Here is a 17,242-nt window from a genome sequence, read left to right on the forward strand (position 1 = left end):
CGCCGCCATGACCGTGACCGGCACCGTCCCCCTTCCCGCCAAGGCGCCGTCCCGCGCCGGCGCCTCCCGCCGCCGCTGGCGGGCGCTGGCCTCGCCCGTCATCTTCGATCCGTGGGCAGCGCGCGCGATTCCCTGGTTCGCCGCAGCCGCCGCGATCTTCGCGGCCCTGGGCCTGTGGGTGGGCTTCGCCGTCGCGCCCACGGACCATCAGCAAGGCGAGGTCTACCGGCTCATCTTCCTGCATGTGCCGGCCGCCTGGATGTCCATGTTCATCTACCTGGTCGCCGCCTTCCACGCCGCGATCGGACTGATCTACCGCAGCCGCCTCTCGCCCATCCTGGCCCGCGCGCTCGCCCCCACCGGCGCGGTCTTCACCGCCATCGCGCTCTGGACCGGCGCCGCCTGGGGCAAACCGACCTGGGGCACCTGGTGGGTCTGGGATGCGCGGCTCACCTCCGAGCTCCTGCTGCTGTTCCTCTACCTCGGCTACCTCGGCCTCGTCTCGGCGATCGAGGACACGCGCCGCGCCGACCACGCCGGCGCCATCGTGCTGCTCGTCGGCGTCGTCAACGTGCCGGTCATCTACGGCTCGGTGCGCTGGTGGAGCACCCTCCATCAAGGGGCGTCCATCCGCTTCGACGCCGCGCCGTCGATGGCCAGGTCCATGCTCGCCGGCATGCTGCTGATGGCCCTCGCCTGCTGGGCCTACGCGATCGCGGCCTCGTTCGCGCGTGCCCGCTGCCTGCTCCGCGAGCGCGAACTGGAGCGCCAGGCATGAGGGCCGATCACTGCTTCCATCTCGCCGTGGGCTGGGCCTCGGCCGCCTTGCTTGTCCTCGAGGTCGCGATGCTGTGGCGCCGCCACCGGCGGTCACGCGATGCGGCCCCGCGCGAGGACGAGGAGCCCCTGCCATGAAACCCCGTCATCGACGGCTGCTCTTCGTGCTGGCCGCGCTCACCGCGCTGGGAATGGCCAGCACCCTCGTGCTGCGCGCCTTGAGCGACAACGTCATGTTCTTCTTCAGCCCCACCCAGGTGCATGCCGCGCAGGCGCCCCGCGACGCCGCCTTCCGGCTCGGCGGACTCGTCGAGCCGGAGTCGCTCCGCCGCGAGGACGGGCTCGCCGTGCGCTTCGTCGTGACGGATCAGGCGCACCGCGTCCCCGTCCGCTACCGCGGACTGCTGCCCGACCTCTTCAAGGAGGGCAAGGGCGTGGTCGTCGCGGGACGGCTGCGGGACGACGGTGCCTTCATCGCCACCGAGGTCCTGGCCAAGCATGACGAGAACTACATGCCGCCCGAGGCCGCGACCGCCCTCGAGCACGGCAGGCGCGCCAATGCCGGCGCCGCGGCGGGAGCCGCGCCATGATCCCGGAGGCCGGCCTCTTCGCGCTGGTGCTGGCGCTGCTGACCGCCGTCGTCCAGGGCACGCTGCCGCTGCTCGGCGCCCATTGGCGCATCGAGCCCTGGATGCGCGTGGCGCGTCCCGCCGCGCTGCTGCAATGCGCGCTGTGCCTGTTGGCCTTCGGCGTGCTCGCGGCCGCCTTCCTGCGCGGCGACTTCTCGGTGCTGTACGTCGCGGCGAACTCGCATTCGACGCTGCCCGCCCTCTACCGCTTCACCGCCGTGTGGGGTGGCCATGAGGGCTCGATGCTGCTGTGGCAGACGCTGCTCACCGTCTGGGGCGCGGCGGTCGCGCTGCTCAGCCGCCGCCTGCCGCGCGACTACGCCGCGCGCGTGCTCGCGGTGATGGGCTGGCTCAGCATCGGCATGCTGGGGTTCCTGCTCGCGCTGTCCAATCCATTCGCGCGCCTGTCTCCGGCCGCGCCCGAGGGCCGCGACCTGAATCCACTCCTCCAGGACCCAGGCATGGTCGCGCATCCGCCCTTGCTCTACATGGGCTATGTCGGCTTCTCGGTGGCCTTCGCCTTCGGCATCGCGGCGCTGCTCTCGGGCCGGCTCGACGCGGCCTGGGCGCGCTGGTCGCGTCCCTGGACGCTCGCCGCCTGGTCCTTCCTGACGCTGGGCATCCTGCTCGGCAGCGCCTGGGCCTATGGCGTGCTGGGCTGGGGCGGCTGGTGGTTCTGGGATCCGGTCGAGAACGCCTCGCTGATGCCCTGGCTCGCCGGCACCGCGCTGATCCACTCGCTGATCGTCACCGACCACCGCGGCGCGTTCCGCAGCTGGACGGTGCTGCTGGCCATCGCGGCGTTCTCGCTGAGCCTGCTGGGCACCTTCCTGGTCCGCTCCGGCGTGCTGACCTCGGTGCATGCGTTCGCGGTGGATCCGGGGCGCGGCCTCTACATCCTGTCGATGATGATCGCGGTGGTGGGCGGCTCGCTGCTGCTCTTCGCGTGGCGCGCGCCGGGCGTCGGACTCGGCGGCCGCTTCGAGGCGCTCTCTCGTGAGACGCTCCTGATGCTCAACAACGTGCTGCTCGGCGCCGCGGCGCTGGCGGTGCTCATCGGCACGCTGTATCCGCTGGCGCTGGACCTGATGCGCGGCGAGAAGATCTCCGTCGGCCCGCCCTACTTCGAGGCCGTCTTCATGCCGATGCTGGTGCCGGCCCTGGTGCTGATGGGCGTCGGGCCGCTGGTGCGCTGGAAGCGGGCGCCGCTGCCGGAGCTGCGCCGCCAGCTGCGCTGGGCCGTCGGGGCCAGCGGCTTGTGTGCGCTGGCGCTGCTGGCGCTGACCGGCGGCGCGTTCTCGGGCTGGACGCCGCTGGCCGGCTTCGGCGTGGTGCTGGCGGCGTGGTGCATCGGCGCGGCGATCGCGCACGCGGCGCAGCGGCTGAGCGCCGAGCCCGGCGCGCGCTGGCGGCGCGCGTGGCGTCAGCCGGCGGGGTGGTGGGGCATGCTCGCGGCCCACGCGGGCGTGGGCGTGTTCGTCCTCGGAGCGACGCTGGCCACCGGCTTCGAGCGCCACCAGGAGACGACACTGAGCCTGGGCGACTCGGTGGAGGTGGCGGGACAGCAGTTCCGCTTCGCGGCGCTGGATCCGGTCGCGGGCCCCAATCACGACAGCGTGCGCGCGACCTTCATCGCGGGGGACGTGACGCTGCATCCCGAAAAGCGCGTCTTCCGCGCCGATGGCACCGCGCTGAGCCAACCCGCCATCGATGTCGGCTGGCGGCGTGACCTGTTCATCGTGCTGGCCGACCCCGCCGGCGATGGGCGATGGCATGTGCGGATCCAGGTGAAGCCCTTCATGGCGTGGATCTGGGCCGGGGTGTTGCTGATGGCGCTTGGCGGCTTCCTGGCACTGGCGGACCGGCGCTTGAGAGTCACGAGCAATGCCCCGGCCGGCGCGCGCCCGGAGCGGCCGCGAAGACAAGCGGCGGCGCTCGCCGGCGGGGAGGCCGCCTGATGCGCTACCTGCTTCCCTTGCTGGTCTTCCTTGGCCTGGCGCTGATGCTGGCCTTCGGCCTCGACCGCGATCCCCGCGTGCTGCCCTCGGCCTTGCTGGACCGGCCGGCGCCCGCCTTCGAGCGGCCGCTGCTCGAGGACGCGCGCCAGCGCCTGAGCACCGCGTCGATGCACGGCCAGCCCTGGATGCTGAATGTCTGGGCCTCGTGGTGCGAGCCTTGCCGCCAGGAGCTGCCCGCGCTGCGTCAACTGGCCGCGCGCGACGGCGTGGCGCTGTACGGCCTCAGCTACAAGGATCAGGACGAGGCCGCCCGCGCGCTGCTGAGCGCCGTCGGCAATCCGTATCGCGGGTCGGCGATCGATGCCGATGGGCGCGTCGGTCTCGATTTCGGCGTGCAGGGCGTGCCCGAGACCTTCGTCATCGACGCGCGAGGGCGCGTGCGCTATCGCCATCAAGGGCCGGTGACCGCCGCGATCTGGCGCGACAAGCTGCTCCCCGCGTTGAGGGCGTCGCGATGACGGGCCGCCGATCACTCGCCGCGGGACTGCTGGCGCTCGCGGCCCTGCTCGAACCGTCGGGCGCGGCCTTCGGCGCGGAGCCTCGGCCGGCAGGCACGGACGATCTCGAGGCGCGTGAATCCCGGCTGGCGCACCAGCTGCGCTGCGTCGTCTGCCAGAACCAGACCCTGGCCGAGTCGAACGCGCCCCTGGCCGCCGACATGCGTCAAGTCATTCGCGAGCAACTGCGCGACGGACGCAGCGATGACGAGGTCGTCGGCTTCTTCGAGCAGCGCTACGGCGCGTTCGTCCGCTATTCGCCGCCCTGGCGCCCCTCCACCTGGTTGCTCTGGACCGGCCCGTTCCTGGTGCTCGCGGCGGGGTTGGCCGCGCTCGCCGCGGCCCTGCGCCGGCGAGGCGCCTTCCAGGCGGTCGGCGGCGGCGGCGCGCTCGACGACATGGAGGAGGCCGGCGGCATCGAGGAAGGACAGACCGCATGAACGCGATGTTCCCGCTGTGGGCCTCGGCCACGGCGATGCTGCTGGTGGTGCTTGGCGTGCTGCTCTGGCCTCTGCTGCGCGCTGACGGCGAGCCAGATGCCGGATCGACCGCTCGACGAGCCTCGCGCTGGTGGCGGCATGGGACTGCCGGGGTGCTGAGCCTCGCGCTCCCGATCGCGGCCCTAGCCGTGTATCTGAAGGTCGGTGATCCGCGCGCCGCGGCCGAGGCGGTCATGGGCCGCGGCGCGACCCATGCGACCGAAGGCGTCGATGTCGACGCGATGGTCGACCGGCTGGCGGCGAAGCTCGCGGCGTCGCCGCAGGATCTGCCGGGCTGGATGGTGCTCGCGCGATCCCGGGAGGCCCAGGAGCGCTATGGCGACGCCGTCGATGCGTACCGGCGCGCGATCGCGCTGGCGTCCGGCCCCGATCAGCGGAGCCTGCGCGCGAAGCTGCAGGCGGATCTCGCCGACGCGCTGGGCTCGCGGGAGGGTGGCGACCTTTCCGGGCTCGCACAGGCCGCGATCGATGCGGCGCTCGCGCTTGAGCCCGATCAGCCCAAGGCGCTCGCCCTGGCGGGCGCCGCGGCCGTGCGGCGCGGTGACACCGCTTCCGCGCGGCGGCACTGGACGCGCCTGCTGAGCCTGCTGGAGCCGGGCTCGGACATGGCCCGGCGCGTGAGCACCGATCTGACGAGCCTGGAGGGCATGCCGTCCGCCGCGGCGTCGTCCGTCGCGATCCGCCCCTGAAAAGACCGAAGCCCCGGTTCGTCCTGGGACGAATCGGGGCTTCGAAGCGTTCGATGGTGCCGGCTATCGGATTCGAACTGATGACCTACCGCTTACAAGGCGGTTGCTCTACCAACTGAGCTAAGCCGGCACACGGAAAACTGGGGCGCCGCGGAAATCGCGGCGCGGGCTGCATTCTAGACGCAGCGGGGAGGCGGTCAGAGCGAAAAGACGCTCCTTGGCCCCCGCGCTTGAGCGAGGTTCAGGCGCTCACTTGATCCGCTTGAGCGCCGGGCGGCCACCCGACGGACCCGCGCCGGGATCGTCGTCGTCCGGCGGCGTGGGCACCGCCGTCGGCGCCGGGACGGGCTCCGGCCTGGATTCGGCGGGAGCGCCGGCATTGCCGCCGCTGCCCTCGGACGCCAGACGCAAGCCCCGCGGTCCCGACGACGGCGCCGGGCCGCGCGGAGCCGCCGCCGCTTCCTCCGGTCCCGGAGGCGGGAAGGCCATGCCCTGCCCGTTCTCGCGCGCGTAGATCGCGACCACGTGATCCACCGGCACGATGATCTCGCGCGCCACGCCGCCGAACCGGGCCTTGAACTGAATCAGCTCATTGCCCAGGTCCAGGTGGCTCGTGGCGTCGAAACCGACGTTGAGCACGATCTCGTTGTTGCTCACGTACTCCAGCGGCACCTGCACCATGCGGTCCACATGCACCGCGATGTAGGGCGTGAAACCGTTGTCGGTGCACCACTCGTGCAGGGCACGGATCAGATACGGCCGCGTCGAGCTGGCGGCGTTGCCGCCGCCGTCCTTGCTGTCATCCATAACGACGCAGTGTATTACTTGCGCATCACCTTCTCGGACGGCGTCAGCGCCTCGATGTAGGCCGGACGCGAGAAGATCCGCTCGGCGTACTTCAACAGCGGCACGGCGTTCTTCGACATGTCGATGCCGTAGTAGTCCAGGCGCCACAGCAGCGGCGCGATCGCGACGTCCAGCATCGAGAAGTCGTCGCCCAGCATGTACTTGTTCTTCAGGAAGATCGGCGCCAGCTGCGTCAGGCGGTCGCGGATCTGCGAGCGGGCCTTCTCCAGCTGCTTCTCGGTCGGCTTGACCGGCTGGCCGCGGTTCTCCAGCACGTTGACGTGGGCGAACAGCTCCTTCTCGAAATTGAACAGGAACAGGCGCACGCGCGCACGAGCCACCGGGTCGCCGGGCATCAGCTGCGGATGCGGGAAGCGCTCGTCGATGTACTCGTTGATGATGTGCGACTCGTACAGGATCAGATCGCGTTCGACGAGGATGGGCACCTCGTTGTACGGGTTCATCAGCGCGATGTCCTCGGGCTTGGCGAACAGGTCGACATCACGGATCTCGAAGTCCATGCCCTTCTCGAACAGCACGAACCGGCAACGGTGCGAGTAGGGGCAAGTGGTTCCGGAATAAAGCACCATCATGGCAGTGGACTCCTGATCGACGCCTCTCGGCGTCCTCGTTTTCTAACAACAACACCAGCACGAGGCCGGCGCGGTCAAAGACCAAACAAACAAACGACAACGCAGTGGGAGCCTTTCGGCGCCCCACTGCGCTTGAGGGCCCGGCCTTCGGCCGAGCCATCGGTTCTTACTTGATGTCCTTCCAATAGGAGGCATTCAAGCGCCAGGCGAACACGGTGAACCCCAGCAGGAACAGCACCACGATGATCCCCAGCCGGAAACGCAGGCCCTGCGCCGGCTCGCCCATCCATTGGAGATAGGCGACCAGGTCGCCCACGGCCTCGTCATACTGCTGCGTCGTCATCGTCCCGGGCGTGACCTGTTCGAAGCCCTTGAAGACATGCGTGACCCGGTTCGGGTCATGCGGGTCCTTTTCTTCCTCGAACCTGGCGGTGCGGACGCCCTGGAGTTCCCACAGCGCGTGCGGCATCGCCACGCTGGGGAAGGCGAGATTATTCCATCCCGTGGCCTTGGTTTCGTCGCGGTAGTACTTTCTGAGGTAGGTATAGAGGTAATCCGCCCCGGTTCCCTTGGCGCCATCGGCCCGCGACCGGGCGATCACGGTCAGGTCCGGCGGGGTCGCGCCGAACCAGTCCTTGGCCTGCTTCGGGTCCAGCGAGACCTTCATCGTCTCGCCCACCTTCTCTCCGGCGAACAGCAGGTTGTTCTTGATCTGCTCGTCGGTCAGGCCGATGTCCTTGAGCCGGTTGTAGCGCATGAAATTCGCGCTGTGGCAGTTCAGGCAGTAGTTGACGAAGATCTTGGCGCCGTTCTGCAGCGAGGCCAGGTCATTCATCTTCTGGACCGGGAAGCGGTCCCACTCGATGCCGCCCTCCGACGCGAGCGCCGTCGACGTCAGTCCCGCGCCCAGGCACAGCGACGTCAGCAGCGTGGCGATGATTTTCTTCATTCGTTCGACTCCGTGACGTTGGCGGTTCAGTGCGGGTGAAACGTGACGCGCTCGGGCACCGGCTTGAACTGGCCGGCCTTGCTCCACCACGGCATCAGCAGGAAGAAGCCGAAGTAGTAGAGCGTGCCGATCTGCGACACGATCGTTCCCGCATCCGACGGCGGCTTGACGCCCAGGTAGCCGAGCACGAGGAAGAGCAGCACAAAGATGCCGTAGAGATACATGTGCCAGTCGGGCCGGTAGCGGATCGACTTGACCGGGCTGTGGTCCAGCCAGGGCAGGAAGAACAGGATGATGACCGCGCCGCCCATCACCACCACGCCCCAGAACTTCGCGTCGAAGGTCAGCAGCAGCGCGATGCCGACCACCGCGCCCACGAGCACGATCCCCTTGCCCAGCGCCGACAGCCCGCCGCGCAGCAGCGTGACGATGGCCGACAGCGCGATCACGCCGCACAGCACCTGGACCATCACGTCGGTGGTGGCGCGCAGCATCGAATAGAAGGGCGTGAAGTACCAGACCGGCGCGATGTGCGGCGGCGTCTTCAGCGGGTCGGCCGGGATGAAGTTGTTGTACTCGAGGAAGTAGCCCCCCAGCTCCGGCGCGAAGAAGATGATCGCGGAGAAGACCATCAGGAACAGGCCCACGCCGAAGATGTCGTGCACCGTGTAGTACGGGTGGAAGGGGATGCCGTCGAGCGGCCGGCCCTGCGCGTCCTTCTTCGCCTTGATCTCGACGCCGTCCGGGTTGTTCGAGCCCACTTCGTGCAGCGCGATGATGTGCGCGACGACCAGGCCGAGCAGCACCAGCGGCACCGCGATCACGTGGAAGCTGAAGAAGCGGTTCAGCGTCGCGTCGCCGACGACGTAGTCGCCGCGGATCAGCAGCGCCAGGTCCTGGCCGACGAAGGGCACGGCGGCGAACAGGTTCACGATCACCTGCGCGCCCCAGTACGACATCTGCCCCCAGGGAAGCAGGTAGCCCATGAAGGCCTCGGCCATCAGGCACAGGAAGATCGCGCAGCCGAAGATCCACACCAGCTCGCGCGGCTTTCTGTACGAGCCGTACAGCAGCCCGCGGAACATGTGCAGGTACACCACGACGAAGAACGCCGAGGCGCCCGTCGAGTGCATGTAGCGGATCAGCCAGCCCCACGGGACGTCCCGCATGATGTACTCGACCGACGCGAACGCCAGCGCCGAGTCGGGCTTGTAGTGCATCACCAGGAAGATCCCGGTGACGATCTGGATCACCAGCACCAGCAGCGCCAGCGAGCCGAAGATGTACCACCAGTTGAAGTTCTTCGGAGCGTAGTACTCCGACATGTGCTCCTTGTAGAGCTGGGACGCGGGGAACCGGTTGTCCACCCAGGTCATCAGCCGGACGCCCATCGGAGCGCCGGCAGGTGCTTCCTTGAATTCAGCCATGTCGTGGATCTCGCTCCGGGTTAAGCCTTCTTGTCCTCGCCGATCAACAGCTTGGTGTCCGACAGGAATGTGTACGGGGGCACCTCGAGGTTGTCGGGGGCGGGCTTGTTCTTGAAGACGCGGCCCGCCATGTCGAAGGTCGAGCCGTGGCAGGGGCACAGGAAGCCGCCGTGCCAGTTGTCCGGCAGCGAGGGCTGGGGGCCGGCCTGGAACTTGTCGCTGGGCGAGCAGCCCAGGTGCGAGCAGATGCCCACGACGACCAGGTACTCGGGCTTGAGCGAGCGCCATTCGTTCTTGGCGTACTCGGGGATCGGATAGGCCTTGCGATCGGACTGCGGATCGGCGAGCTCCGGGTCGTTGCCCTTGAGGGCGTCGAGCTGCTCCTTGGTCCGGTGGACGATCCACACCGGCTTGCCGCGCCACTCGACGGTCAGCTTCTGACCGGGGGCGAGTCCGCCGATGTCCACTTCGACGGCGGCGCCGGCCGCCTTGGCGCGCTCACTGGGAGCGAAGGTACTGACGAACGGGACGGCGGTGGCCACGCCGCCTACTGCTCCCGCGCAACCGGTGGCGATGAGCCAGGTGCGCTTGCCTTGGTCCACTTGTGGGTCACTCATGAGGGTCCTTACAGGGAACTTCTGATCAGGGGCAACCAAAGATTCTAGGTAAGAAAATCCCGGCCCGCCCCTAGGCGCTCTACCGATGTGCATCGATCCGCCACGTTGACATTTGTCGTGGCGCAAACGCCGTTAGGATGCTTGCCCGGAGGCGGAGGGCGACCCCGGGAAAGCGCTTGGTAGTGGGCGCCTTCGCACACGTGGAGCACAAGGAGCAAACGATGGGTTTTTTGACCGAATTCCGTGAGTTCGCCGTCAAGGGCAATGTGATGGACCTCGCCGTGGGCGTGATCATCGGCGGCGCCTTCGGCAAGATCGTCGACTCGGTGGTCAAGGACCTGATCATGCCGCTGGTGGGCAAGGCAGTCGGCGGACTGGACTTCAGCAACTACTTCGTCCGGCTCTCGGATCCGCCCAAGAACTACACCGGCCCGATGACCTACGAGGCCCTCACCAAGGCCGGCGTCCCGCTCTTCGCCTACGGCAGCTTCCTGACCGTGCTGCTGAACTTCATCATCCTGGCATTGATCATCTTCATCATGGTCAAGCAGGTGAACCGCCTCAAGCGCGAGACGCCCGCCGCCCCGGCCGCCCCCCCGGCCACGCCCGAGGACATCCAGCTGCTTCGCGAGATCCGCGACGCGCTGAGACGTGACAAAGCGTAAAGCTTTCTTCAATCGTCACCTTTTGCGCACAAGCCGGGTGGATCCCACCCGGACGAGGGATAGCCATCGCCGATACTTGTCATGTGGTGCGATCACCACAATGTGCCTGATGCCTCGATGAACCGTCTGAACCCCCACGTCGACGCTGCGCTCCAGCGCGTGCGCCTGGCGGCGGAACAAGCCGCCGAGCGCGGCGCCGAAGGTCTAGGTCTCGCCGCACTGTCCTCCGGACAGGCCAAGCGGCGGGATGCGCTGCTGTCCGCGCAATTCATCTTCCGCAAGCACCAGGCGCTGTTCTCGCAGCGCTTCGACCAGTCGATGCGGCAACAGGCGGCGGAGACGTCGCCCGCTCCGGGAACGCCGGTTGCCGGCGCCCGTCCCGCGGCCAAGCCCACGCAGTGGGACGAGCTCTCCCTGATGGACGACGACCAGGTCAACACCCTGGTCGCGACCGACCGGATCGGTCTGGCGCTCGGCCACCAGAGCGAGTGGGAGCTGCGCGAGGTCAATTCCTACATGGGCGACATCCCCGGCATCGCCGAGGACCGCCATCCGCTGCGCCCCCAGGCGATCGCGCAGGCCTTGATCGAGGGCGTCAACGCGGTCACCGACGATCCGGACACCCGCCAGGTGCTGACCGACGAACTCACCCGGGCGCTGTCGCTGGAAATGCGCGCCTGCTATGCCGACGTCGCCGGCCTGTTCCGCAGCCGCGGCCTGCGCCCGCAGGACCTGCGCGTGCGCGGGACCGGCGGCTCCACATCGCGGGGCCAGTCCATGCACGGCGCATCGACCTCGGGCGTGCCGCTGCACGACAGCCGCTACGCGACGATGCCCGGCGCGCTGCACAGCATCCAGGGCGGCCGGCCCGGCATGCTGCACAGCATGGCCGGCGCCTTCCAGGGGAGCGGTCATGGCGGCTACGTGGCCACGGGCGGAGGCCTGGGCGGCGGGCCCATCGATCCGCAACTGATGGAGCTGCTGCGCCGGCTGGCGCAGGCGCCGATCGTCGGACTCGCCGGGCCGACCACGGCGGGCGGACTGCCCCCCAACAGCCAGTGGCAGGGCTGGGAAGGCGAACCGGGCGCCTACGTCGAGGGCGGCCCGATCGTGCTGCCGCCCAACCTGATCCACCAGCACCGCGACGAACTGCGGCAGGCGGCCAGCGGCTCGCTCGACCACATGGTGATCGACGTCGTCGCCGGCCTGTTCGACCAGATCCTGTCCGATGCCAAGCTGCCGCCGCTGATGGCGCAGCAGATCGCCCGGCTCCAGCTGCCGGTGCTGCGCGCGGCGCTGGGCGACCGCACCTTCTTCTCGTCGCGCCGGCATCCGGTGCGGCGGCTGGTCAACCGCATCGCGACGCTGGCGGCCGCCTACGACGACTTCACCGAGGACCCCGGCAAGTCCTTCCTCGCGCTGGTGCGGGACCTGGTCCAGGACGTGGTCAGCGGCGACTTCGACCGCATGGACCTGTACGAGTCCAAGCTGGGCCAGCTCGAGCACTTCATCGAGGAGCAGACCGCCCAGTCGCTGAAGGCGCAAGGCGATGCCGCCGCGCTGCTGGAGCGCAAGGAGACCGAGCTGCGCCTGCAGCAGCGCTACATGCAGCAGCTGCAGCAGGCGATGGCGAGCGTCGAGATGCGGGACTTCCTGCGCGACTTCCTGACGCAGACCTGGAGCGAGGTGCTGGTCCACACGTCGCGGCACCCGGACCTGGACGCGGCGCTGGTGGAGCGGCTGCGCCAGATGGGCCGCGACCTGGTGCTGTCGGTGCAGCCCAAGACCACGCCGCAGCAGCGCCAGGCCTTCCTGGCCTCGCTGCCGGTGCTGATGCGCACGCTCAACGAAGGCCTGGACCTGATCCGCTGGCCGGAGCCCGATCGCAAGAAATTCTTCGCCGAACTGCTGCCGGCGCACGCCGACTCGCTGAAGGGCCAGGCGCTCAGCCCGCTCGAGTACAACCTGCTGGCCAAGCAGCTGGAGTCGGTCTTCGGCATGGCGCCGCCGCGCGAGCAGGACCTGCCCGCGCCCGGCAGCACGCCGCTGGACCTGGACCTCAGCGAGAAGCTGTCCGACGAGGAGGCCCAGCGGCTCGGCCTGATCGAGGACAAGCATGTCGACTGGGACGGCCAGGTCGACATCGACCTCAGCGCCGAGGAGCAGCGGCCGCTGCAGGCGGTGGACATCAGCATCGACGGCCTGCCGGCGGCAGAGGAGGCGCCGTCACCGACGGCCGGCGAACTGCTGGTCGATCACCTGCACATCGGCACCGCCTACCGCATGCATCGCGATGACGACTGGGTGAAGGTCCGGCTGGCCCACATCAGCGCCACGCGCAGCTTCTTCATCTTCACGCACGGCACCAAGCATCAGGAGACGCTGACGATGACGGCGCGGATGCTGCGCAAGCTCTGCGAGGGCGGCCGGCTGCGGGCCTACGAACACGCGCACCTGCTGGAGCGCGCCACCGCGCGCGCGCGGCAGCAGCTCGCGGCGCTGGGCAAGGCGTCATGAAAGCGTGCTGAAGGCGTGCTGAAGGCGCCCCGCCTGGCGCGCCTGCGGCTCAGAGCTTGCGCGGCTCGCGGAAGTCGACCGGCATGTTGTCGTTGGTGCGCATCCGGAGCGGCGTGATGAACTCGCCCTCGACCGGCTTGCCATCCACTTCCTGCGGCTTGAAGCGCCATTGCGCCATCGAGGCCCGGCCATAGCGCTTGAGCGACTGCGGCATGCCGGCCGGCATGTCGACGGTCGACTCCACGCAGGTGCCGTCGACGCCGACCTTGCAGACCATCCTGATCTCGCCTTCCCAGCCCGCCAGCGAGGCAGCGTCGTCCGGATAGGCCGCGTAATAGAGCCTGGTCGGGATCGGCAGCATCTCCATCGAGCGGATGCCCACCGTCGACTTCTCCTTGTCCACGGCCAGGTAGAGCCGGACGCCGGTTCGGAAGGTCGCGTTCCGGCCATCGGCCTGGCGCGGCGGGATCCTGGCCTTCTGCAGCCGGGCCGTCATCTGCTTCCAGAACCCGGGCGTCTGCGTCGCCTCGTCGACGGGCGTGATCTCCCTGGCCTGGCCGTTCTCGTCGAACAGCACGTCGAACCAGACGTTCAGCTCCTCCTTGACCTCCTGGGCCGAGGCGCCGCCAACGGCGGCGAATTGCAGCGCGCCGGCCAATGCCAGCAGCGCCAGCGCTCTGCGGCGCGTCGTCTTCCCGTCCATGCCGTTCTCCCTGTATCGATGGTTGGAATGGCGGCGATTATGGTGGTTCAGGCGGACATCGCCCGCGCCATCCGGATCGCCGCGGCCATGCTCGACGGGTCGGCCCGGCCGGTGCCGGCGATGTCGAACGCGGTGCCGTGATCGGGGCTGGTGCGCACCAGCGGCAGGCCCAGCGTCACGTTGACGCCCTCCTCCACGCCGAGGTACTTCACCGGGATCAGGCCCTGGTCATGGGTCATCGCGACCACCACGTCGAACTCGCCCGGATGCCGCGGCGGCGCATGGCGCGCGCGCATGAAGACGGTGTCCGGCGCGAAGGGGCCGCTCGCGGCGATGCCCAGCGAGCGCGCCTGCGCGATCGCGGGCGCGATGTGCTCGATCTCCTCGTTGCCGAACAGGCCGCCCTCGCCCGCGTGCGGGTTCAGGCCCGCGACGGCGATCCGCGGCGCGGCGATGCCCGCGCGCTTGAGCGCGGCATCGGCGATGCGGATCGTCTGCAGCACGCGTCCGGTCGTGATCTGGTCGACCGCCTGCCGCAACGCGACGTGGATGGTCACCAGCACCACCCGCAGCTCCTCGTTGGCCAGCATCATGCGCACCGGCGGCAACTGCCCCTGCGCGTCGGCGCACAGCGCCTGCAGCAGCTCGGTGTGGCCGGGGTGATCGATGCCGCCGGCATGCAGCGCCTCCTTGTGGATCGGCGCCGTCACCAGCGCGCGCGAACGCCCGGCCTGCTGCTCATGCACGGCCGCGACGATGCAGCGCGCCGCCGCGGCGCCGGCTTCGGCGCTCACCTGCCCGAGCGGCTGGGCCAGCAGATCCGCCGGCAGCCCGGACGGCTGCCACACCGGCAGGCAGTCCGGCGGCGCGGCATCGTCCGCGCGCTCGAGCACCGCCACCGGCAGCGACAGGCCCATGAATCCCAGCGCGCGCCGGAAGACCCGCGCGTCGCCGACCAGCCGCAGATCCGCGCCGCGGTCGCGTGCCCAGGCGGCGACGGCGATCTCGGGGCCGATGCCGCAGGCATCGCCCATCGTCAGCAGCAGCGGCTTGGCGCCGCGGGCCTCGAGCGGGGTATTCATGCCGGATTCGGGATGTCGATGAACTCGACGCGCAGGCCGAGCTGCTCGCCCACCTGGCGGCCCAGCGCCTGCACGCCGTAGCGTTCGGTCGCGTGATGGCCGGCCGCGATGAAGGCGACGCCGGTCTCGGCGGCGTAATGGGCCTGGGGCTCGGAGATCTCGCCGGTGAGGAAGACGTCGGCGCCGGCGGCGATGGCGGCCTCGAAGTAGCCCTGCGCGCCGCCGGTGCACCAGGCCACGCGCCGCAGGGGCCGCCCATCGCCCGCGGCCCGCACCGTGGCGCGGCCCAGCCGCTCCTCGACGTGGGCGCTCAGCGCATCGAGCGTGCCCAGCGCCGCCGGCAGCGCGCCGATGAAGCCCAGGTCCTGCTCGCCGAAACGGCCGTCGGCGGCCCAGCCCAGATGTTTCGCCAGTTGCGCGTTGTTGCCGAGTTCGGGATGGGCATCCAGCGGCAGGTGGTAGGCGAACAGGTTGATCTCATGCGTCAGCAGCCGCGACAGGCGCTGCTTCATCCAGCCGGTGACGCGGCCGTCCTGGCCGCGCCAGAACAGGCCGTGGTGGACCAGGATCGCATCGGCGCCGGAGGCGATCGCGGCGTCGATCAGCGCCAGGCTGGCGGTGACCCCGCACACCAGATGCCGGATCGGATCGCGGCCCTCGACCTGCAGACCGTTCGGCCCATAATCCTTGAACCGCGTGGGCTCCAGCGTGGCGGCGAGCAGCCGCTCCAGCTCCGTGCGATGTGCCATGACAGGATCTCTCTTGCGTCAAACCTGGCTGATTTTCTCCCAGGCCACCACGGTGGCGCTGGCCGGCTATTTCGTCGTGTCGACGCTCAAGCCGGAATGGCTGCACGAGGCGCCCCGGGTCCTGCCCACGCTGCCGGCCGCGGCCGGCGCCCCGCCCCGCGCGGCGGTCCAGTTCAGCTTCGCGGCCGCGGCGCAGGCGGCCTCGCCGGCGGTGGTGGCGGTGCTGGCCAACAAGCCCGCGCCCAGCCAGCGCGAGATCGACGCCGACCCCTGGCTGCGCTTCCACTTCGGCAAAAGGCAGTTGCAGCAGCCGCAGCAGCGGCCGCAGACCGGCCTGGGTTCGGGCGTGATCGTCTCGCCGGACGGCTACGTGCTGACCAACAACCATGTGGTCTCCGGCGCGACCGAGATCCGCGTGCAGCTGGCCGACGGCCGCGACACCGCGGCGCGGCTGGTCGGCACCGATCCGGAGACCGACCTGGCGGTGCTGCGCATCACGCTGCCGCCGCCGCTGCCGGTGATCCATCCGGGCAAGGCGGGCGAGCTGCAGGTCGGCGACGTCGTGCTGGCGATCGGCAATCCGTTCAACGTCGGGCAGACGGTGACCTCCGGGATCATCAGCGCGCTGGGCCGCACGCAGCTCGGCCTGAGCACCTTCGAGAACTTCATCCAGACCGACGCGGCCATCAATCCCGGCAATTCCGGCGGCGCGCTGGTCGACGTGCAGGGCCGGCTGGTGGGTATCAACACGGCGATCTACTCGCGCACCGGCGGCGGCAGCCTGGGCATCGGCTTCGCGATCCCGGTGGACTCGGCGTACCAGGTGCTGGAGGCGCTCGTGAAGGATGGCAAGGTCTCCAGGGGCTGGCTCGGCGTCATCACCGGCGACATCAATCCGGAGGTCGTCGACACGCTGAAGCTCGCGGTCGATCACGGCGTGCTGGTCAAGGAGGTCTTCAAGGCCAGTCCGGCCGCGAAGGCCGGGCTGGAGGCGGGCGACGTCGTGACCGAGGTCGCGGGCCAGGCGGTGCGCACGCCGCGCGAGCTGGTCAATGTCGTGGCCGCGCTCAAGCCGGAGAGCCAGACGGTGATCGCGGTGCAGCGCGGCAAGTCGCTGCTGAAGCTGCCGCTGCAGGTCGGGCTGCGCCAGCCGCAGACCACCGACGAGGCCCAGCCGGAATGACCCATGGATGACGATCAGCTGCTGCGCTACTCGCGCCACATCCTGCTGGACGACATCGGCATCGACGGCCAGCAGCGCCTGCTGGACGCGCACGCGCTGGTGATCGGCGCGGGCGGCCTGGGCTCGCCGGCGGCGCTCTTCCTGGGCACGGCCGGGGTCGGGCGCATCACGCTGGTGGACCATGACCGCGTCGACGTCACCAACCTGCAGCGCCAGATCGCGCACAGCCTGGCCCGCGTCGACCAGCCCAAGGCGCTGTCGGCGGCGGCCGGCATCGCCGCGATCAATCCCGAGCCGAAGGTGCGCCCGCTGACCGCGCGCGCCGACGCGGCGCTGCTCGACGAGCTCGTGCCGCAGGCCGACGTCGTGCTCGACTGCACCGACAACTTCACGACGCGCCACCTCGTCAACGCCGCCTGCGTGAAGCACGGCAAGCCGCTGGTGTCGGGCGCGGCGCTGGGCTTCGACGCGCAGCTGAGCGTCTACGACAGCCGCGGCCGGGCCTTCCCCTGCTACGCCTGCCTGTTCCCCGCCGACCAGCCGCCCGAGGAGCAGCGCTGCGCGGTGATGGGCGTATTCGCGCCGCTGGTCGGGATCATCGGCAGCATGCAGGCGGCCGAGGCGCTCAAGCTGCTCAGCGGCATGGGCTCGCGCCTGCCGGGCCGGCTGCTGATGCTCGACGCGCGGCGGATGGAGTGGACCGACCTGCAGGTCGCGCGCGACCCGCGCTGCCCATGCTGCGGCGGCCACTGACCCCGTGTTCCGTCGCGTGCCCCGCGCGCCGGACGGATCCATGCAACA

General features: G+C 69.7%; 19 protein-coding genes and 1 tRNA gene. 11 read left to right on the forward strand and 9 right to left on the reverse strand.

The features are described 5' to 3' along the window. Positions 1–7 precede the first annotated feature (7 nt). From ccmC to ACEN96_RS22840, 7 genes are read left to right on the forward strand one after another with little or no spacing between them, the layout of a single operon-like run. Positions 8–778, forward strand: coding sequence for a heme ABC transporter permease CcmC (gene ccmC / locus ACEN96_RS22810; protein WP_495585316.1), 771 nt, complete (start codon positions 8–10; stop codon positions 776–778). Continuing rightward, on the forward strand, positions 775–915 hold the full coding sequence (locus tag ACEN96_RS22815; RefSeq protein ID WP_495585317.1) for a hypothetical protein: 141 nt from the start codon (positions 775–777) through the stop codon (positions 913–915). Before ccmC ends, ACEN96_RS22815 begins: the two co-directional genes overlap by 4 nt. After that, positions 912–1,367 carry a cytochrome c maturation protein CcmE gene (ccmE, locus tag ACEN96_RS22820; protein WP_495585318.1) on the forward strand — a complete coding sequence of 152 codons (456 nt, stop codon included), beginning with the start codon at positions 912–914 and terminating at the stop codon, positions 1,365–1,367. Before ACEN96_RS22815 ends, ccmE begins: the two co-directional genes overlap by 4 nt. Continuing rightward, positions 1,364–3,364: a heme lyase CcmF/NrfE family subunit gene (locus ACEN96_RS22825; RefSeq protein WP_495585319.1), complete on the forward strand. Its 2,001-nt coding sequence runs from the start codon at positions 1,364–1,366 to the stop codon at positions 3,362–3,364. Before ccmE ends, ACEN96_RS22825 begins: the two co-directional genes overlap by 4 nt. Further along, positions 3,364–3,882 (forward strand): DsbE family thiol:disulfide interchange protein, encoded by a 519-nt coding sequence (locus ACEN96_RS22830; RefSeq protein WP_495585320.1) that lies wholly within the window; start codon positions 3,364–3,366, stop codon positions 3,880–3,882. The genes ACEN96_RS22825 and ACEN96_RS22830 overlap by 1 nt, the downstream gene beginning before the upstream one ends. Continuing rightward, on the forward strand, positions 3,879–4,361 hold the full coding sequence (locus ACEN96_RS22835; protein ID WP_495585321.1) for a cytochrome c-type biogenesis protein: 483 nt from the start codon (positions 3,879–3,881) through the stop codon (positions 4,359–4,361). The genes ACEN96_RS22830 and ACEN96_RS22835 overlap by 4 nt, the downstream gene beginning before the upstream one ends. Continuing rightward, a complete protein-coding gene (locus tag ACEN96_RS22840) occupies positions 4,358–5,110 on the forward strand; it encodes a tetratricopeptide repeat protein (RefSeq protein WP_495585322.1) in 753 nt (250 codons plus the stop codon). The genes ACEN96_RS22835 and ACEN96_RS22840 overlap by 4 nt, the downstream gene beginning before the upstream one ends. A gap of 54 nt (positions 5,111–5,164) precedes the next feature. Here the strand turns inward: ACEN96_RS22840 and ACEN96_RS22845 are convergent. The 6 genes from ACEN96_RS22845 to petA form a co-directional block, all read right to left on the reverse strand. Then, positions 5,165–5,240 (reverse strand) — tRNA-Thr (locus ACEN96_RS22845). A 119-nt stretch (positions 5,241–5,359) separates the two neighbouring features. Beyond that, on the reverse strand, positions 5,360–5,917 hold the full coding sequence (locus ACEN96_RS22850; protein WP_495585323.1) for a ClpXP protease specificity-enhancing factor: 558 nt from the start codon (positions 5,915–5,917) through the stop codon (positions 5,360–5,362). A gap of 14 nt (positions 5,918–5,931) precedes the next feature. After that, on the reverse strand, positions 5,932–6,549 hold the full coding sequence (locus ACEN96_RS22855; RefSeq protein ID WP_343642223.1) for a glutathione S-transferase N-terminal domain-containing protein: 618 nt from the start codon (positions 6,547–6,549) through the stop codon (positions 5,932–5,934). 166 nt (positions 6,550–6,715) lie between these two features. Continuing rightward, a complete protein-coding gene (locus tag ACEN96_RS22860; RefSeq protein WP_495585324.1) occupies positions 6,716–7,498 on the reverse strand; it encodes a cytochrome c1 in 783 nt (260 codons plus the stop codon). A gap of 26 nt (positions 7,499–7,524) precedes the next feature. Continuing rightward, positions 7,525–8,925, reverse strand: coding sequence for a cytochrome b (locus ACEN96_RS22865; RefSeq protein WP_495585325.1), 1,401 nt, complete (start codon positions 8,923–8,925; stop codon positions 7,525–7,527). Positions 8,926–8,945: 20 nt separating this feature from the next. Next, the gene (gene petA / locus ACEN96_RS22870) at positions 8,946–9,542 is read right to left on the reverse strand and encodes a ubiquinol-cytochrome c reductase iron-sulfur subunit (protein ID WP_495585326.1); all 597 of its coding nucleotides are present in this window, start codon (positions 9,540–9,542) and stop codon (positions 8,946–8,948) included. 221 nt (positions 9,543–9,763) lie between these two features. Between petA and mscL the strand changes: the two genes are divergently transcribed. Further along, entirely contained in the window at positions 9,764–10,207 is a 444-nt protein-coding gene (gene mscL / locus ACEN96_RS22875; RefSeq protein WP_495585327.1) for a large conductance mechanosensitive channel protein MscL, read from the forward strand. Between the two features lie 117 nt (positions 10,208–10,324). Then, positions 10,325–12,724, forward strand: coding sequence for a DUF1631 family protein (locus ACEN96_RS22880; RefSeq protein ID WP_495585328.1), 2,400 nt, complete (start codon positions 10,325–10,327; stop codon positions 12,722–12,724). A 49-nt stretch (positions 12,725–12,773) separates the two neighbouring features. On the opposite strand, the gene ACEN96_RS22885 is transcribed toward ACEN96_RS22880, so the two are convergent. Genes ACEN96_RS22885 through ACEN96_RS22895 form a run of 3 tightly spaced genes read right to left on the reverse strand, consistent with a single transcriptional unit; the run spans position 12,774 to position 15,258 of the window. Continuing rightward, positions 12,774–13,427: an energy transducer TonB gene (locus ACEN96_RS22885; protein ID WP_495585329.1), complete on the reverse strand. Its 654-nt coding sequence runs from the start codon at positions 13,425–13,427 to the stop codon at positions 12,774–12,776. Between the two features lie 47 nt (positions 13,428–13,474). After that, positions 13,475–14,509 (reverse strand): 4-hydroxythreonine-4-phosphate dehydrogenase PdxA, encoded by a 1,035-nt coding sequence (gene pdxA / locus ACEN96_RS22890; protein WP_495585330.1) that lies wholly within the window; start codon positions 14,507–14,509, stop codon positions 13,475–13,477. Beyond that, complete coding sequence (locus tag ACEN96_RS22895) at positions 14,506–15,258, reverse strand: Nif3-like dinuclear metal center hexameric protein (RefSeq protein ID WP_495585331.1); 753 nt, start codon at positions 15,256–15,258, stop codon at positions 14,506–14,508. The genes pdxA and ACEN96_RS22895 overlap by 4 nt, the downstream gene beginning before the upstream one ends. A 13-nt stretch (positions 15,259–15,271) precedes the next feature. On the opposite strand from ACEN96_RS22895, the gene ACEN96_RS22900 reads away from it, so the two are divergent. Continuing rightward, positions 15,272–16,441, forward strand: coding sequence for a S1C family serine protease (locus ACEN96_RS22900; protein ID WP_495585332.1), 1,170 nt, complete (start codon positions 15,272–15,274; stop codon positions 16,439–16,441). Positions 16,442–16,444: 3 nt separating this feature from the next. Continuing rightward, entirely contained in the window at positions 16,445–17,194 is a 750-nt protein-coding gene (locus ACEN96_RS22905; RefSeq protein ID WP_495585333.1) for a HesA/MoeB/ThiF family protein, read from the forward strand. Positions 17,195–17,242: the final 48 nt, after the last annotated feature.

It is taken from the genome of Roseateles sp. Mitsp63 (assembly GCF_059491535.1).

What these genes read in the sequence shown, in the direction of transcription:
- ccmC (WP_495585316.1), top strand. Translation starts at nt 8, where the DNA reads ATGACCGTGACCGGCACCGTCCCCCTTCCCGCCAAGGCGCCGTCCCGC.
- ACEN96_RS22815 (WP_495585317.1), top strand. Translation starts at nt 775, where the DNA reads ATGAGGGCCGATCACTGCTTCCATCTCGCCGTGGGCTGGGCCTCGGCC.
- ccmE (WP_495585318.1), top strand. Translation starts at nt 912, where the DNA reads ATGAAACCCCGTCATCGACGGCTGCTCTTCGTGCTGGCCGCGCTCACC.
- ACEN96_RS22825 (WP_495585319.1), top strand. Translation starts at nt 1,364, where the DNA reads ATGATCCCGGAGGCCGGCCTCTTCGCGCTGGTGCTGGCGCTGCTGACC.
- ACEN96_RS22830 (WP_495585320.1), top strand. Translation starts at nt 3,364, where the DNA reads ATGCGCTACCTGCTTCCCTTGCTGGTCTTCCTTGGCCTGGCGCTGATG.
- ACEN96_RS22835 (WP_495585321.1), top strand. Translation starts at nt 3,879, where the DNA reads ATGACGGGCCGCCGATCACTCGCCGCGGGACTGCTGGCGCTCGCGGCC.
- ACEN96_RS22840 (WP_495585322.1), top strand. Translation starts at nt 4,358, where the DNA reads ATGAACGCGATGTTCCCGCTGTGGGCCTCGGCCACGGCGATGCTGCTG.
- ACEN96_RS22850 (WP_495585323.1), bottom strand. Translation starts at nt 5,917, where the DNA reads ATGGATGACAGCAAGGACGGCGGCGGCAACGCCGCCAGCTCGACGCGG.
- ACEN96_RS22855 (WP_343642223.1), bottom strand. Translation starts at nt 6,549, where the DNA reads ATGATGGTGCTTTATTCCGGAACCACTTGCCCCTACTCGCACCGTTGC.
- ACEN96_RS22860 (WP_495585324.1), bottom strand. Translation starts at nt 7,498, where the DNA reads ATGAAGAAAATCATCGCCACGCTGCTGACGTCGCTGTGCCTGGGCGCG.
- ACEN96_RS22865 (WP_495585325.1), bottom strand. Translation starts at nt 8,925, where the DNA reads ATGGCTGAATTCAAGGAAGCACCTGCCGGCGCTCCGATGGGCGTCCGG.
- petA (WP_495585326.1), bottom strand. Translation starts at nt 9,542, where the DNA reads ATGAGTGACCCACAAGTGGACCAAGGCAAGCGCACCTGGCTCATCGCC.
- mscL (WP_495585327.1), top strand. Translation starts at nt 9,764, where the DNA reads ATGGGTTTTTTGACCGAATTCCGTGAGTTCGCCGTCAAGGGCAATGTG.
- ACEN96_RS22880 (WP_495585328.1), top strand. Translation starts at nt 10,325, where the DNA reads ATGAACCGTCTGAACCCCCACGTCGACGCTGCGCTCCAGCGCGTGCGC.
- ACEN96_RS22885 (WP_495585329.1), bottom strand. Translation starts at nt 13,427, where the DNA reads ATGGACGGGAAGACGACGCGCCGCAGAGCGCTGGCGCTGCTGGCATTG.
- pdxA (WP_495585330.1), bottom strand. Translation starts at nt 14,509, where the DNA reads ATGAATACCCCGCTCGAGGCCCGCGGCGCCAAGCCGCTGCTGCTGACG.
- ACEN96_RS22895 (WP_495585331.1), bottom strand. Translation starts at nt 15,258, where the DNA reads ATGGCACATCGCACGGAGCTGGAGCGGCTGCTCGCCGCCACGCTGGAG.
- ACEN96_RS22905 (WP_495585333.1), top strand. Translation starts at nt 16,445, where the DNA reads ATGGATGACGATCAGCTGCTGCGCTACTCGCGCCACATCCTGCTGGAC.